This is a genomic window from Legionella sp. W05-934-2, from assembly GCF_964199965.1.
In the GTDB taxonomy this organism is placed as follows: domain Bacteria; phylum Pseudomonadota; class Gammaproteobacteria; order Legionellales; family Legionellaceae; genus JAFIFT01.
The window spans coordinates 44,788-60,524 of sequence record NZ_CAXMZT010000002.1; the positions used below are offsets into that span (position 1 = coordinate 44,788).

Here is a 15,737-nt window from a genome sequence, read left to right on the forward strand (position 1 = left end):
TTTCACCCCTTCGCCACATCATCGACCAACACCTCTCGAACACCCCCATCCATTGGGCCAACAATACCCGTACGTTCCATTTCCTCAATCAAACGAGCAGCTCGATTATAACCCACTTTTAGACGCCTTTGCACAGAAGATATACTTGCTTTTCGCGACTGCAAAACAAACTGCACCGCCTCATCATATAATGGATCGGAATCCTCAATATCTTCCCCTTCTTCATCCGGATCCGCAAAGGGATCCAAATTATCGGTCGAAAATTGGGTGATAGATTCAATATAATCAGGTTGGCCTTTGGCTCGCCAAGCATCTGCCACACGATGAACTTCTTTATCATCCACATAGGCCCCATGTACCCGAAATGGGGCACCACTTCCCGGTGGCAAGTATAACATATCGCCATGACCCAATAGTTGATCAGCGCCTTGCTGATCGAGAATGGTTCTTGAATCAATTTTTGATGACACTTGAAACGATATACGCGTCGGGATATTTGACTTAATTAAGCCCGTTAGCACATCAACCGATGGGCGCTGTGTCGCTAGAATCAGATGGATACCCGCCGCTCGGGCTTTTTGAGCGATACGCGCAATCAGTTGTTCTACTTTTTTGCCGACAACCATCATCATATCTGCCAATTCATCGATAACAACGACAATATAGGGTAACTTTTTCAGTATTGGCGCTTCCTCTTCCATCGAATCAACCGGTTTCCATAAGGGATCGACTATCGGCTCGCCATTAGTCTCTGCATCCAGCACTTTGGTATTATAGCCAGCGATATTTCTCACCCCTAGCGCCGCCATTAAACGGTAACGCCGCTCCATTTCCCCGACGCACCATCGTAAAGCACTTGCCGCCTCTTTCATGTCTGTCACCACCGGTGTCAACAAATGCGGGATACCATCATAAACGGACAATTCCAACATTTTTGGATCAACCAACACCAAACGAACATCATCCGGCGATGCTTTAAACAATAAACTTAGAATCATGCTGTTTATCCCGACTGACTTACCCGACCCAGTCGTACCTGCAACCAATAGGTGCGGCATTTTAATCAAATCGACCACTGTGGGTTGGCCAGCAATATCAACACCTAAAGCCAGCGATAAGGGGGATGTTGCTTTTGTATAGACATCGTGCTCTAACACTTCTGATAAGCGAACAATTTCGCGATGAGCATTCGGTAGCTCAAGACCGACTACTGTTTTTCCTGGAATAACTTCAACAACCCGCACACTGATCACGGATAAAGAGCGAGCAAGATCTTTGGCTAAGGTTGTTAATTTACTGACTTTAATGCCAGCGGCAAGTTGCAATTCAAACCGTGTAATCACAGGCCCTGGTTGAACAGCAACAACATCCGCTTGGATACCAAAGTCAAATAAGTGCTGTTCCACTTCACGGGATAAATGTTCCAGTTCATCGGCAGAAAAACCACCGGTTTTCTTTCCTGTTTTAGGTCTATCCAGTAAACTCAATGGTGGCATACTTCCATCAGTTTTAACCTTACGTATTGTTTTCGCAGGTTGTGCTTCTTTGGAAAGTTTGATTGGTTCATGCGCAATGGTTACATCCGGTGTCTCTTTGACAATCTTAATGGATGGTTCTATTTTTCGAATAAGTGGTTTGTGCACGCTGGTTTGTTTCGGTTTTTCCGAACGGGTAAAAATTGATTTTATCGCCAAAAACAAGGCTGATACAACAACGCCAACCACCTTACAGATATTCATCAACAAAGCAAAAAGCAGTTTTCCTAACCACTCAGATAACTTAACCCAGGATAAACCCGTTAACCATGTTACCCCAACAAGAAACCATGCCAACAATACCAAGGTCGCCCCTTGTATGTTTAATCCTTGAATAAGGTAAGCGGTTACGCCATCGCCAATAATACCCCCCGTGGCATGTAAGGTATCCAGAGGCTTTAGTGGCTCTTCCATACTTAATAAACCACACGCACCCAAAATGAGAAAAATCAGTCCAACGGTGCGTAACAACAGCGTCGAGTGGTGTTCTTGAGTAATCAAACGCTGTTCTTGGAGAACCCGCCAGGCAACAAACGCAATGCCAATTGGTATAATATAGGCCATATATCCATAAAGCCAATACATCAAATCAGCAATATAAGCACCAACTTGGCCGCCTGAGTTAGTCACTTGTTTGGCATGATAACCGACATGAGTCCAGGCGGAATCCTGACTGTTGTATGTAAGGAGTGAGAGGACAACAAATAGTGCGCCGCATAAGATAATGATAAATGCGCCTTCGATTAACCGCTTATGCGAGGTGTCAGGAACGCTTCGGCCGGTTGATGATGTATTCGTTTTATTTTTACCCATAAGACTTTTCATATTCTATAAATTATCATACTATCACACATCTTATCATATATTTATTTCTGGATGGGAGACTTATGGCAGCGAACTATCACCATCGACTGATTATTTTAGGTTCTGGCCCTGCGGGGTATGCGGCTGCAGTTTATGCAGCAAGAGCAAATTTGAACCCCGTTGTGATTACAGGCATGGAACCGGGTGGGCAATTAACCACCACCACAGAGGTGGATAACTGGCCCGGGGACGTGGAAGGATTGACAGGTCCTGTGCTCATGGAACGGATGCAAAAGCATGCCGAACGATTCGACACCAAAGTGGTGTTTGATCATATTACGGAAGTCAATTTATCCACTAAACCCTTCTGGCTTAAAGGGGATACTGAAACCTATACGTGCGATGCCTTAATCATTGCAACAGGCGCATCCGCTCGATATCTTGGCATCCCATCTGAACAACAGTACATGGGAAAAGGCGTTTCTGCGTGTGCAACATGTGATGGATTTTTTTATCGCAATAAAGCGGTGTGTGTCATTGGCGGGGGTAATACAGCCGTGGAAGAAGCCTTGTATCTTTCTAACATTGCTGCTTCAGTCACCTTAATTCATCGCCGTGACCAACTTAGATCGGAACGCATTTTACAAGATAAATTATTTGAGAAAGCAGAGCATGGCAATATCAATCTCATATGGCACCATGTGTTAGATGAGGTGATCGGTGATGACATGAAAGTCACTGGTGTTAAATTGAAAAGTGTTTTAGACAATTCAGTACAAACGCTAAATCTTGATGGCGTATTTATAGCAATTGGTCATGATCCAAACACTAAAATTTTTCGCAATCAATTGAACATGAATAATGGTTATATCATCATTCGATCAGGACTAGAAGGAATGGCAACAGCGACTAATATCCCCGGTGTATTTGCCTGTGGCGATGTTGCAGATCAAGTTTATCGACAAGCGGTAACATCCGCAGGTTTTGGTTGCATGGCAGCCCTTGATGCTGAAAAATATCTGGACGGACTTGAGGGATAATCCGTTGGATTTTGATTGGCAGCAAACGATAGCTTACACATTTCCCCACCCTAAAACAGCCGATAAACAAGGATTGCTTGCAATTGGTGGGGATTTAAATCCATTTCGAGTTCTTCAAGCCTATCGCCAAGGCATATTCCCCTGGTTTCAACCTGGAAATCCGATTTTGTGGTGGTCTCCTAATCCACGGCTTGTTTTATATCCAAATAACCTCAAAATAAATCGAAGCTTCAAGCAAAGTTTGCAAAAACCATGGCAAATTCAATACGACCAACGATTTAAGCAAGTTATTGTAAATTGTGCAACGACCCAAGGCAGGGATAACAATACATGGATTACCCAATCAATGATTGATTGTTATACATCACTACATCACATGGGCTTTGCTCATTCTGTTGAAATTCTTCTAGAAAATAAATTGGTTGGCGGGCTATACGGAATCAGCTTTGGCGCTGCATTTTTTGGTGAATCGATGTTCCATTTGGTTCCGGATGCTTCTAAAGTTGCACTGTATGTGCTTTGCAAAATCGCTAATCAACTTAATTTGCATTTTATTGACTGCCAATTACCCAATACCCATTTAGAAAACTTGGGTGCTACGTTAGTAAAACGCGACGCGTTTCTTAATCAACTGGCCATAAGCAACGCTGAAACAGATCGTATTGGTAATTGGCAAAATCTGGGTATCAATATTTAGCCTATTTTTGATAGCAATTTGTTTTATCCCGATTGTTGAACTAGTCTTTACTATGTAACTCATAGGAGATTGATATGAAACGATTTCTAACGATTTGCTTTAGCCTCCTTCTTACCCCCGTTACCTATGCAGATGACACGAAATTCTATGCGTGTAAAAGCATCTTTGCACTGTGTACAACCGCGCCTTGCACGGCTGTTGAAGGGGATAATAAGGTGGTTAACTGCAAATGCACAGTTCATGACGGCTACTCGGCATCACAAGAACCCTGTAAAGCAATGAAAAAAACCGACATGGGTAACCTTGTCTATTCCCGGTATTATCCCATTAAAGCCTATAAAACCTGCACCAATGATCGAGTCTGGGCTAATTGCCTGGATAAGCCTTGCATTGTTGATAAAAATGACCCGACTAAGGCCAACTGTGCATGCACAACAGAAGCAAAACAAGGCAATTGGGTGATAGTCACGGATGACGGAGCCACCAATACATGCGATGCAGGCATTGTGTCATCAGCCACCGTTGAGCAAGTCGATGCCATCACAACGTTTCTTAAAGGTCAAAAAGAACTTCAACCTTATGATATCAAGGTTGAAAAATAATTCTCTAAGCCTGGCATTACGCTCGCTCTCGCGAGCTAATGCAGGCTGTTTTATATAATCCATATTAAATACATTCAATACGCGAGCATTCCAAATTCGCCCCCAATTTTATCTAACTCATTGCTTTTTTATCATATTATTCGGTATAGTGTCCTAAGCGCTTTATCCGAATATTCTAGCCTAAGCGGGTGAATACCTGTTACTGAGCATGCTGCTAAGGTAAAGGAAGACCAACATATATGCGAATAGTTGCTACCTGTTTAACCATCTCATTATTAAGTGCTTGCACAAAAGTTGGTCCAGACTATCATGATCCAACAGTCAAAGTATCGAAACGATGGATGCAGGCATCGAAAAGTAAATATGCCTCAGTCAAAGAGGCAAATGCACACCATACAAATTGGTGGAAGTCATTTCGTGATCCAACGTTAGATAAATTAATCCAACAAGGGGTGCAAGACAATTTAACGTTACAAACGGCCGGTGTTCGCGTCCTGTATTCTCGAGCTCAATTAGCCCAAACAGTTGGTCAGTTGTATCCTCAAACCCAAGCTGGGATCGGCAATTATACCTATACAAGAATAGGTAGCAGTTCATTGAAACAAATTTTACCTCCCAGTTTTGATTCTGCCGCTTTAGGTTTCACCGCCAATTGGGAAATTGATTTCTGGGGTAAATATCGGCGGGCGATTGAATCCAATGATGCATCATTTCTTGCCTCCATCGCATCATATGACAATGCATTGGTTTCTTTAACAGCCGATATCGCCAGCACCTATATTAATATTCGTACTTATCAGGCATTAATCGGTGTCACACGATCAAACATACAATTACAAAAAGAAAGCTTACAGATTGTTAACTCCCGCTATCGAGCCGGGCAAACCAGTTTATTAGACGTGCAACAAGCAAAAACCCAGTTATCTCAGACAGAAGCACAGCTTCCAGCACAAATCGCTGAGTTACAAGTACAAAAAAATAAACTTGCCGTTTTATTGGGCATTGTCCCCAATCAAGTTGATGCGTTATTAACAAAAAGTCAGGGCATCCCACGAGCCCCTGCGCAAGTTGAAGTTGGCATTCCTAAGCAAATTTTATGTCAAAGACCCGATGTTGCAGAAGCCCGTTTTAAAGCCATGGCTCGATCAGCTGCTATTGGTGCAACTAAAGCAAACTTGTTCCCAGCGTTATCTCTATCTGGAACATTTACGTTTAGCAGTACCGATATCGGTAATTCAAAGATTAGTGATATGTTCCGTTGGTCCAGTCGGTATGTAACAGCAGGACCCGCTGTCACATGGCCAATTCTCAATTATGGGCAAATTACCAATGCCGTGAGAATGCAAGATGCATCCTTCCAAGAAGCGTTATTGAATTATTTGAATACGGTTTTAAAAGCACAGGAAGAAGTACAAAATTACATTAGCAAGTATATTCAGGCAAAGAAAACGACGCTTTCATTGAGTACAGCAAATCAATCGGCTATCCAGTCCTCAACGTTATCGCTAATCCGTTATAAAGAAGGCGAAACCATTTATACCACTGTGCTTGACTCACTTCGTCAACAGCTTCAAGTTCAATCCAATCTGACAACTGCAAGGGGTGATATTGCACTTGCCGTCGTTGGATTATATCGATCATTAGGGGGCGGTTGGGAAATCAGGAAAGGTAAAGATATTGTTCCCGAGCACGTTAAACAGGCGATGTCAGAAAGAACGAATTGGGGTATCCTATTGGAACCACAAAATCACCTCCCTCCTGTGACTCCGAAACAACAATTTGAACAACTATACTTACCCGTTTGGTGATAACGATGACGATATCGAAAGAAAAACTAATACAATATGGTAAAATTGCAGCAATTATAATCATTGTGTATCTGATTTTTCACTTTGTTTTCTTCAATAAGCAAAGTAATCAACTAACACTTCAACCGCCAAAAGTGGTCACTGCGAAACCAGTAACCCTCAAGCTTGCAGAATATGTTACACAAACTGGCAATACAGTTGCCTATAATACCGTTGATCTCGTCGCTCGTGTCGAAGGATATCTTGAAGCAATTACCTTTACCGATGGTACATTTGTTCGTAAAGGAAGCCAGTTATTTGTTATACAACCAAAGCCCTATCTAGAGAAATTGAAAGAAGCACAAGCCGCTGTGCAAGCTGCTGAAGCTGGCTTAAATTATGCTAAATCCGAGTACAACCGACAACAGCGCATGTATCGAGAGAATGCAACATCTAAGAACAGTGTTGAGGTGTGGTTAGCTAAACAAGAGCAAGCCGAAGCAGATCTATCCCAGTCGAAAGCGAATTTAGTCAATGCGGAAATTAATTATAGTTATACTCATGTGAAGGCCCCCTTCGATGGACGCATTGGCAGGCATTTCGTCGATGAAGGTAATTTAGTGGGGAATGGCCAAGCGACTAAGTTAGCCACCATTGAGCAAATTGAGCCAATCTACGTCTACTTTAACCTCAATGAATTGGATCTCTTAAAATTAAGGCAAGCAGCAAGAAAAGAAGGGATTACCGCTGAGGATATTAATGAGATACCCGTATTCGTTGGCATGCAAAATGAAAGCGGATACCCACATGAAGGCCGCATGAATTTTATTAACACGGGATTAAATCCTTCCACAGGAACTTTAGAGTTTCGGGCAATTTTGAAGAATAAAAATCTGCTATTTGTTCCGGGATTATTCGTCAAAGTGAGAATTCCTATTTCTCAACCGGCACCGATGTTGACAGTGCCCGAAACAGCAGTCCTATATGATCAAATAGGGCCTTACATCCTAACCGTTGATAATAAACAAACGGTCGTCCAAAAATATGTCCAGACAGGCCCTAAAGAAAAAGGTCGCATAGCGATTAGCAAAGGGTTATCTAATACAGATGACATCATTGTTCAAGGCTTACAATTTGCAACACCCGGCAACCTTGTGAGACCCCAAAAAAGTGATGAGAAAAAATCATGATGGCAAAATTTTTTATCGAACGGCCCGTTCTAGCGAATGTCATCGCCATTTTATTAGTATTATTGGGTGCTGTCTTTATATTTGTTCTCCCCGTTTCTCAATACCCACCCATCGTTCCGCCAACGATTCAAGTATCGACCACCTACCCTGGTGCAGATGCTAAAACACTGATTGATACTGTTGCCCTTCCGATTGAACAACAAGTCAATGGTGTCGAAAATATGCTATACATGCAATCGACAAGCACTAACAATGGTAATTATAATTTGATTGTCACTTTTGATATCGGCACAGACTTAAGCTTTGACCAAGTACTAGTGCAAAACCGAGTCCAAGCAGCCATGGCTCAATTGCCCGATCCCGTTCAACAACAAGGCGTTTTAGTCCAGCAAAAGTCGACAAACATTTTGCAGTTTATCACCTTGACCTCCGAAAATAATCGCTATGATGGTCTTTTTCTAAATAACTATGCCACCATCAACATGCAAGATGAATTAGCGCGAATCCCTGGCGTTGGGAACGTTTTCATATTTGGTTCAGGCAATTATGCCATGCGTATTTGGCTAGACCCCAGCAAACTGCTGGCTTATTCATTAACACCCAGTGATGTGCTCAATGCGGTTCGTAGACAAAATAGGCAAGTTTCTGCTGGCCAAATATCCGCGCCACCGATAGTAGGCAACCAAGCCTATCAACTGTCCGTCAATGTTCCTGGCCAGTTAGCAAACCCCGAAGAATTTGCCAATATCATCATCAAACACCAAGCCTCAGGTGGCCAAAGTAATCAAAATGAATCCAACAGCGCCAGGATAATTCGCATCCGCGACGTTGGTCGAGTGGAGCTTGGTTCTTCTAGTTACGGACAAACAGCGAAATTCAATGGCAAAGAAGCGGCTGCCATCGGGATATTTCAATTACCTGGCGCTAATGCATTGCAAGTAGCTGACGATGTGCGAGCAGCCGTGGAGAAAATGGCTAAAAAATTTCCGCCCGGGCTGACTTACCAAATTCCATTTGACACAACGATTTTCGTTGAAGACTCAATCAATGAAGTCTATAAAACCTTATACGAGGCAGGTATTCTGGTATTAATTGTCATCATGGTATTTCTACAAAATTTCCGTGCAACCTTAGTGCCTGCCACCACCGTACCCGTCACAATCATTGGTGCTTTTATCGCCATGTATATGCTCGGTTATAGTATCAATCTACTCACACTTTTTGCCTTGGTTTTAGCTATTGGTATTGTAGTGGACGATGCGATTGTCATTGTTGAAGGGGTTTCTCACAACATTGAAAAGGGTCTTGAGCCCAAGAAAGCTGCTATTACAACAATGAAAGAATTAACAGGCCCCATTGTCGGCATTACATTAGTATTGATGGCTGTCTTTTTACCCGCTGGATTCATGCCTGGCTTAACAGGGAAAATGTATGCCCAGTTTGCGCTTGTGATTGCCGCCACAGCGTTCATCAGTGCCATCAATGCAATGACTTTAAAGCCAACGCAATGCGCATTGTGGTTAAGGCCCATTGATAAAACAAAACCTAAAAATTGGCTCTTTAAAGCCTTTGACAAAGCATACAATCCCGTTGAAGCAGCCTATTCGCGATTTATAGACAAGCTGGTTCATCATAGCGGTACCGCATGCATCATTACTGCCGTCTTAGTCGCCATTGCAATTTTTGGCTTAAGCCGAATCCCGACAGGATTTGTGCCAATTGAAGATCAAGGCTACATTGTGATGAGCGTCATGCTGCCCGATGGAGCTGCTTTAAACCGAACAGATGCAACCTTAGATGACTTAAAAACGAAAATCAAACAAGTCAAAGGGGTTAAGGATGTGATCACCATCAGTGGTGTTTCCCTATTGGATAATAATGCAACCTTAGCAAACGCCGGCATGATTTATATTATGTTTGAAGATTGGAGCAAGCGTGGGAAGTCAGAAGATCTATTATCCTTATATAATCAATTTAAAATTATCGCTGATAATACGCTCGAAGCAAAAGTACTGGTGGTGGTCCCCCCACCAATCCAAGGACTCGGATTATCAGGCGGTTTCCAAATGATGGTCGAGTTACAAGATGGGACATTTGACTATCAAAAACTGCAGGCCGTTAGCGACAATCTCATAAACCAAGCCAATCAGTTGTCGATTTTCCAACAGCTAATGTCAACCTTTCGCGCTTCTGTGCCTCAACTTTATGCACCGATTAATCGGACCAAAGCCGAATCACTCGGGGTGGAGATTGGCGATGCATTTGATGCACTACAAACCTACTTGGGCTCATCTTATGTCAATTTGTTCACCAAATTTGGCAAGGTGTTTCAAGTATATGTTCAAGCGGATAATCAATCACGGATGACCGTTGAGGAAGTACGCAACTATTATGTCAAAAACACGGCTGGGGAAATGGTCCCCTTAGGCACCCTTACTGACATCACGCCAACCGTTGGCCCATCTATTATCTCCCTATATAATTTATACCCTTCCAGTAGTATCAATGGCATGGCAAGCAAAGGGTATAGTTCAGGTCAAGCCATCAATGCGATGGAAAAATTAGCCACACAATTACTGCCTGCTGGCATTTCTTTCCAATGGACAAGTACGGCTTATCAAGAAAAAATCGCTGGTAACTTAAGTTATTACATATTTTTGCTATCCCTTGTATTGGTGTATTTAATCTTAGCTGGCCAGTATGAGAACTGGGTGACGCCTGCTTCTGTTTTGTTTAGTGTGCCTCTTGCACTTCTTGGAACAGTCTCTGTACTATCCTTGTTAGGCGTTGCCAACAACATGTATACTCAGATAGGGATTCTATTATTGATAGCCCTTTCAGCTAAAAATGCGATTCTCATTGTTGAAGTGGCGCGTGAAGAGCGGCTTTATAATAAAAAATCGATTTTAGAAGCAGCTGTCATTGGCGCTAAAACACGATTTAGACCCATTTTAATGACATCATTTGCCTTCATAATGGGTGTTATGCCTCTCGTTTTTGCGAGTGGCGCAGGTGCAAACTCCCGTCGCTCAATTGGTATTGCTGTCAGCAGCGGCATGCTGGCATCCACTTGTTTGGCTGTCGTATTTGTACCAGCGTTATACGTTCAATTGCAAACATGGCAAGAAAAGCGGGCTAAAAACAAAAAGAAACCTGGTAAATCAAAATCAACTAAAAGCGATAAATCTTAATCGTCATTTTGAATAACATTCAAAATAGTCAACAATTGACCAGATGATGTCTTTTTGTTATATTTGTTTTCTTTTATCCAACCTGATCGCATATGAAACCTATTGCTATTTTAATGCTATTTCTAAATTTGCTCTATGGCGAAAGCCTTTTTGCAAAGCCTATCAGCTTACGAGATAAAATTGGACAAATGCTAATAATGGGATTCGACGGCAAAACAGTTACCCATCAATCCGACATTATAAAAGCGATTAATCACGAAAACATCGGTGGCGTCGTTTTATTTGACTATGACTATCAAACGCAACGATTTGATAGAAATATTGAAAGCCCTGCCCAAGTAAAAAAGCTTAACCAAGACTTACAGTATTTTACTCAACAAGCAAATCGTAATCACCATCGACCCATGTTACCGCTTCTTATTTCAGTCGACTACGAGGGTGGGCAAGTGACTCGACTAAGAGAGGATTATGGCTTCCCAAAAACAATGTCTGCTGCTGAAATTGGAACAAAATCATTGCCGGAAGCTGAACAAGCAGCCGATGCAATCGCTCAAACTTTGCAAAAATCTGGGTTTAATTTGGATTTTGCCCCTGACCTGGATATTAATGCCAATCCGAATAATCCTATCATTGGCAAAAAGGAGAGGAGTTTTTCCAATGATCCAGCAACCGTAGCGAAATTCGCGTCTGTTTTCTCCAAAGCATTTTTAAGTCACGGCATACAATGTGCTTATAAACATTTTCCCGGTCATGGCAGTTCATCCAATGATTCTCATTTAGGATTCGTTGATGTCAGTAAAACTTGGGATGCTTCTGAGCTATTTCCTTATTTGTCACTGCTAAGAGAACAACAAAGCTGTGGCATAGTGATGACTGCTCATATTGTTAACCGTCAATTAGATAGTTCTGGTATGCCTGCCACATTGTCCTATAAAATGTTAACCGGCATTCTGCGAAAGCAGTTATCGTTTGATGGTGTCATCATGACCGATGATATGCAAATGAAAGCGATCAGCAATCAGTATCCTCTTGAACAATCAGTTACCCTAGCAATAAATGCAGGAGCTGATATGCTAATATTTGGCAACCAGCTTTCTGAAAAACCACAAAGTGCCAAACAGATTATTGATATCATCGAATCAAAAGTTCAATCGGGTGAAATAAGCCTAAGTCGAATTGACGATGCCTATCAGCATATAACGACATTAAAACAATCCATCAATGATTAACGACGATGAACAAAATCACTGTTAGACACAGGTCCGTCGATATATTTCGTGGACTGACCGTTGCCTTGATGATCTTGGTTAACAGTCTTGATAACAATCACGGATATAATTGGCTTTCCCATTCCAACTGGGATGGCTGTACACTAGCAGATGTGGTGTTTCCTTTTTTTATTTTTATTGTCGGCGTGTCAGTCACCTTATCCATAACAAAACTTCGTGCTAAAGGCTTGCAAACCAGCGTTTTATTACAAAAAGTTATTAAGCGCGCTGTATTTCTTTTCCTTGTAGGCCTCCTGCTTAACGCCTATCCTAACCACTTTGATCTGAACTCAATTCGCATCTTTGGTGTGCTTCAACGAATTGCTATTTGCTATTTGATATCCTCTGTTTTGTTTCTTACGACTGAAATCAGAATGATTGCATTTATTACGATTAGCGTATTAATAGCGTATTGGCTAGTGATGGTATTAATGCCTGTTCCTGGATTTGCCTCTGGTAACTTAAGCTATGAAGGTAACTTTGCAGCCTATATCGATCGATTGCTTGTCCCTTCAAGTCATTTATATCAAGGAGGACCTGATCCAGAAGGGATACTTAGCACATTTCCTGCCATAGCGACTGCACTACTCGGAAATATCTTGGGCGTATGGATTTTATCAGACAAATCCCTAAAAACACGCCTAATCGGCATGAGCACGGCCGGTTTACTTGCAATGGCCATCGGTTGGTTATGGGGAATGGTTTTTCCAATCAATAAAACGCTATGGACAAGCTCCTATGTTCTTTGGACTGCTGGACTTGCGCTGATAGTCTTTGCCCTATGCTATTGGCTTGTGGACATCAAGGGTTGGCAAAAATGGCTTAAACCCATTGAGTTATTTGGTACAAATGCCATGGCTGCATTCATCATTCATGTGGTGTTTTTAAAAACGCAAGCCATCTTGTATATGAACACCCATTCCGGTAATCGTGTTAATTTAAGGCCGCTTCTTACTGAGCACTTATTTGGCTGGACTTCCCCTGAAAAAGCATCTTTGTATTATGGTTTTTCTCTAGTGCTAGTTTGCTTTTTTGTGATTGCTATCACCAAGATTTATACCAAATCAAACAATTAGCGCATCAATTCAGCAAAACCTTATTGGGGTGGAAATCGCATCAAGATAGACTGTTACTAGATGCCCTCGATGTTTGCCGCATATTGATAATGCGAGGAAATAACCCAAGCCACACAAGCAGTTAATTTTTTAACCATTGGAATATGTAAAAATTCATTAGGTCCATGCGCATTTGAATGAGGGCCCAAAACACCGGTAATCATAAACTGTGCTTCAGGAAACTTCTGGCCCAACATAAACATAAATGGTATGGTTCCCCCTTCCCCCATAAACGCAGCGTCCTTACCATAAAACTGCTGTGAGGCCTGATTGACCGCTTGTGATAACCAAGGCGGCATAATGGGCGCATGCCATCCATTGGCAGCATCTTCAATATGAAAATCCACCGAAGCATGGTAGGGAGGAGACGCCATGATGACTTTTCGCATAGCATCCCCTGCCCGCTTGGCATCCACTTCAGGTGGTGTGCGCATGGATAATTTCAGGGATGTATAGGGTCGCAATACATTGCCTGCATCAGCAATCGCTGGCATCCCATCTGAGCCGGTAACAGTCAGTGCTGGACGCCAGGTTCGGTTTAAAATTAGAGTCGCTCTGTCAGAACTCATTGGCTGTGTATCGCCTTGCCTGGGATAAGCATTTTCCAGTTCAGCTCCTAAAATGTCAGCGCATGCCTCCGCTTGTTGTTGACGCACATCGGGAATGGGACAATGTAATTCAGGTAATCGAATTTCCCCTGTTTCTTGATCTTCAATACGTTCTAATAATGCCCGTGATATTCTGAAACTATCCGCAACAATACCACTGCCATAGCCTGAATGAATGCCTTCTGTCAATGTTGAAACTGTTAAATTGCCTACGACATTGCCACGAAGAGAGGTAGTCATCCACAGTTGATCGTAATTGCCCGCCCCCGAATCTAAACAAATCACTAAATCAGGGTGACCAATACGATCTTGTAGTGCATCAATATAGTAAGGCAAATCAAAACTACCACTCTCTTCACACGCTTCAATAATCATAACGATGCGTGAGTGGGGGATGTTCTGATGTTGTAATGCATTAATCGCAGTTAATGAAGCAAATGCGGCATAACCATCATCCGCACCACCTCGACCAAATAATTTATCACCTTCTAATACCGGTTTCCAAGGGCCAAGTCCCTCTCGCCAACCGACCATTTCTGGCTGTTTGTCCAGGTGACCATACATCAAAATGGTATGCCCTGAATCGCCAGGAATCTCTGCAAATATTAATGGCGTTCTTTCAGGTAATTGAACAACTTCAAGTTGTGTGCCTTTGGGTGCATGATTTTGACACCATGAAAAAATGAGATCGACCGCCTTTTGCATATGCCCAGCTTGTTGCCAATTGACATCAAAATGAGGTGACTTGTTAGGAATTTTAATATAGTCAACCAACGCAGGGATAATGGCATTTTCCCAGCAGGAATCAATATATTGGCTTAGTTGATTTTTGTCGATCATGGCTAAATTCCTTAAATAACATCAGCAATTCCGGAGTGGCTGATTGGATGTTAATTTGTTGCAATTTGTCTTTTAATGTTTGCCGGTCTTGCGCTAACAAGTGTACGGCTGAAGTGAATGAGGTTTTTGTTAAGTCCTCCTCAAATAAAACGCGGCTGACACCTAACTTGGCAAAGTACTTAGCATTATCAATTTGGTCTCCCCGACTGGCTTTTAAGGGGAGCGGAATGAGTAAATTAGGGATTTTCAATGCCAGAATTTCATATAAAGCATTTGCGCCCGCGCGAGTGACAATCATATCTGCCGCAGCAAAAAGATGGGGTAAAGACTCATCCACATAATCAAATTGGCAATAATTTATACAATCGAATGAATCATCCAGGTTACCCCTACCACAAATATGGATAATCGAAAAGGCCGAAATTAAATCTGGCAGACAAGCGCGTAAAACTTCATTAATTGTTTGCGATCCCAAGCTACCGCCCATGACCATTAGCACAGGGAGTTTACCATCAAAACCACAAAGAGAAAGCCCTTGGGCTTTATCGCCTAAAAAAAGCGTGGGGCGAATGGGTGTTCCTGTCACCATCGTTTTATCTTGTTGACGAATGTGTTTTTTTGCAGCGGCAAAGGTTAAGCATATTTTTGAAGCAAATGGAAAACTCAGTTTATTAGCCAGGCCAGGGGTAAAATCTGATTCGTGGACAATCACTGGAATTCGTCTAAGCCAGGCGGCGACCACCACTGGAAATGCAACAAAGCCACCTTTCGAAAAGACCAGATCGGGTTTAATTTTTCTTAAATGACGCCATGCCTGGACAATCCCTGCCAAGGTTTTAAAAGGGTCAATGAAATTTTGCCAGCTAAAGTATCGTCGTAACTTTCCACAGCTAATGGCAAAAAAGGGGATGCTTACTTTGGAGATGATTTCTGCCTCCGGCCCATGAGCAGAACCAATGTAACTCAATTGGGCAGATTGCTCTTGTAAAGCATTTATCAATGCGATATTTGGCGTGACATGCCCCGCTGTGCCGCCCCCCGTTAATACGATATTCATGTT

At 42.4% G+C, this 15,737-nt stretch carries 11 protein-coding genes; 8 read left to right on the forward strand and 3 right to left on the reverse strand.

Going from position 1 to position 15,737, the window contains the following annotated elements; translation table 11 throughout:
- Positions 1–2: 2 nt before the first annotated feature.
- On the reverse strand, positions 3–2,348 hold the full coding sequence (locus AB3348_RS02170) for a DNA translocase FtsK (RefSeq protein WP_367605916.1): 2,346 nt from the start codon (positions 2,346–2,348) through the stop codon (positions 3–5).
- Between the two features lie 74 nt (positions 2,349–2,422).
- On the opposite strand from AB3348_RS02170, the gene trxB reads away from it, so the two are divergent.
- The 8 genes from trxB to AB3348_RS02210 all read left to right on the forward strand — a co-directional run bounded on the left by trxB (position 2,423) and on the right by AB3348_RS02210 (position 13,190).
- A complete protein-coding gene (gene trxB, locus AB3348_RS02175; RefSeq protein WP_367605917.1) occupies positions 2,423–3,379 on the forward strand; it encodes a thioredoxin-disulfide reductase in 957 nt (318 codons plus the stop codon).
- Positions 3,345–4,076, forward strand: coding sequence for a leucyl/phenylalanyl-tRNA--protein transferase (gene aat, locus AB3348_RS02180; RefSeq protein ID WP_367605918.1), 732 nt, complete (start codon positions 3,345–3,347; stop codon positions 4,074–4,076). Before trxB ends, aat begins: the two co-directional genes overlap by 35 nt.
- Before the next feature lie 74 nt (positions 4,077–4,150).
- Positions 4,151–4,678, forward strand: coding sequence for a hypothetical protein (locus tag AB3348_RS02185; protein ID WP_367605919.1), 528 nt, complete (start codon positions 4,151–4,153; stop codon positions 4,676–4,678).
- A gap of 239 nt (positions 4,679–4,917) precedes the next feature.
- On the forward strand, positions 4,918–6,486 hold the full coding sequence (locus AB3348_RS02190) for an efflux transporter outer membrane subunit (protein WP_367605920.1): 1,569 nt from the start codon (positions 4,918–4,920) through the stop codon (positions 6,484–6,486).
- A 5-nt stretch (positions 6,487–6,491) separates the two neighbouring features.
- A complete protein-coding gene (locus AB3348_RS02195) occupies positions 6,492–7,655 on the forward strand; it encodes an efflux RND transporter periplasmic adaptor subunit (RefSeq protein WP_367605921.1) in 1,164 nt (387 codons plus the stop codon).
- Positions 7,652–10,846 carry an efflux RND transporter permease subunit gene (locus tag AB3348_RS02200; protein ID WP_367605922.1) on the forward strand — a complete coding sequence of 1,065 codons (3,195 nt, stop codon included), beginning with the start codon at positions 7,652–7,654 and terminating at the stop codon, positions 10,844–10,846. Before AB3348_RS02195 ends, AB3348_RS02200 begins: the two co-directional genes overlap by 4 nt.
- 113 nt (positions 10,847–10,959) lie before the next feature.
- Positions 10,960–12,075: a glycoside hydrolase family 3 protein gene (locus AB3348_RS02205; RefSeq protein ID WP_367606192.1), complete on the forward strand. Its 1,116-nt coding sequence runs from the start codon at positions 10,960–10,962 to the stop codon at positions 12,073–12,075.
- Positions 12,076–12,080: 5 nt separating this feature from the next.
- On the forward strand, positions 12,081–13,190 hold the full coding sequence (locus tag AB3348_RS02210) for an acyltransferase family protein (RefSeq protein ID WP_367605923.1): 1,110 nt from the start codon (positions 12,081–12,083) through the stop codon (positions 13,188–13,190).
- Between the two features lie 56 nt (positions 13,191–13,246).
- Here the strand turns inward: AB3348_RS02210 and AB3348_RS02215 are convergent, their stop codons facing one another.
- Together AB3348_RS02215 and AB3348_RS02220 are read right to left on the reverse strand one after the other, a co-directional pair.
- On the reverse strand, positions 13,247–14,677 hold the full coding sequence (locus AB3348_RS02215) for a M20 family metallopeptidase (RefSeq protein ID WP_367605924.1): 1,431 nt from the start codon (positions 14,675–14,677) through the stop codon (positions 13,247–13,249).
- Positions 14,643–15,734 (reverse strand): undecaprenyldiphospho-muramoylpentapeptide beta-N-acetylglucosaminyltransferase, encoded by a 1,092-nt coding sequence (locus AB3348_RS02220; RefSeq protein ID WP_367605925.1) that lies wholly within the window; start codon positions 15,732–15,734, stop codon positions 14,643–14,645. Before AB3348_RS02220 ends, AB3348_RS02215 begins: the two co-directional genes overlap by 35 nt.
- Between the last annotated feature and the right edge of the window lie 3 nt (positions 15,735–15,737).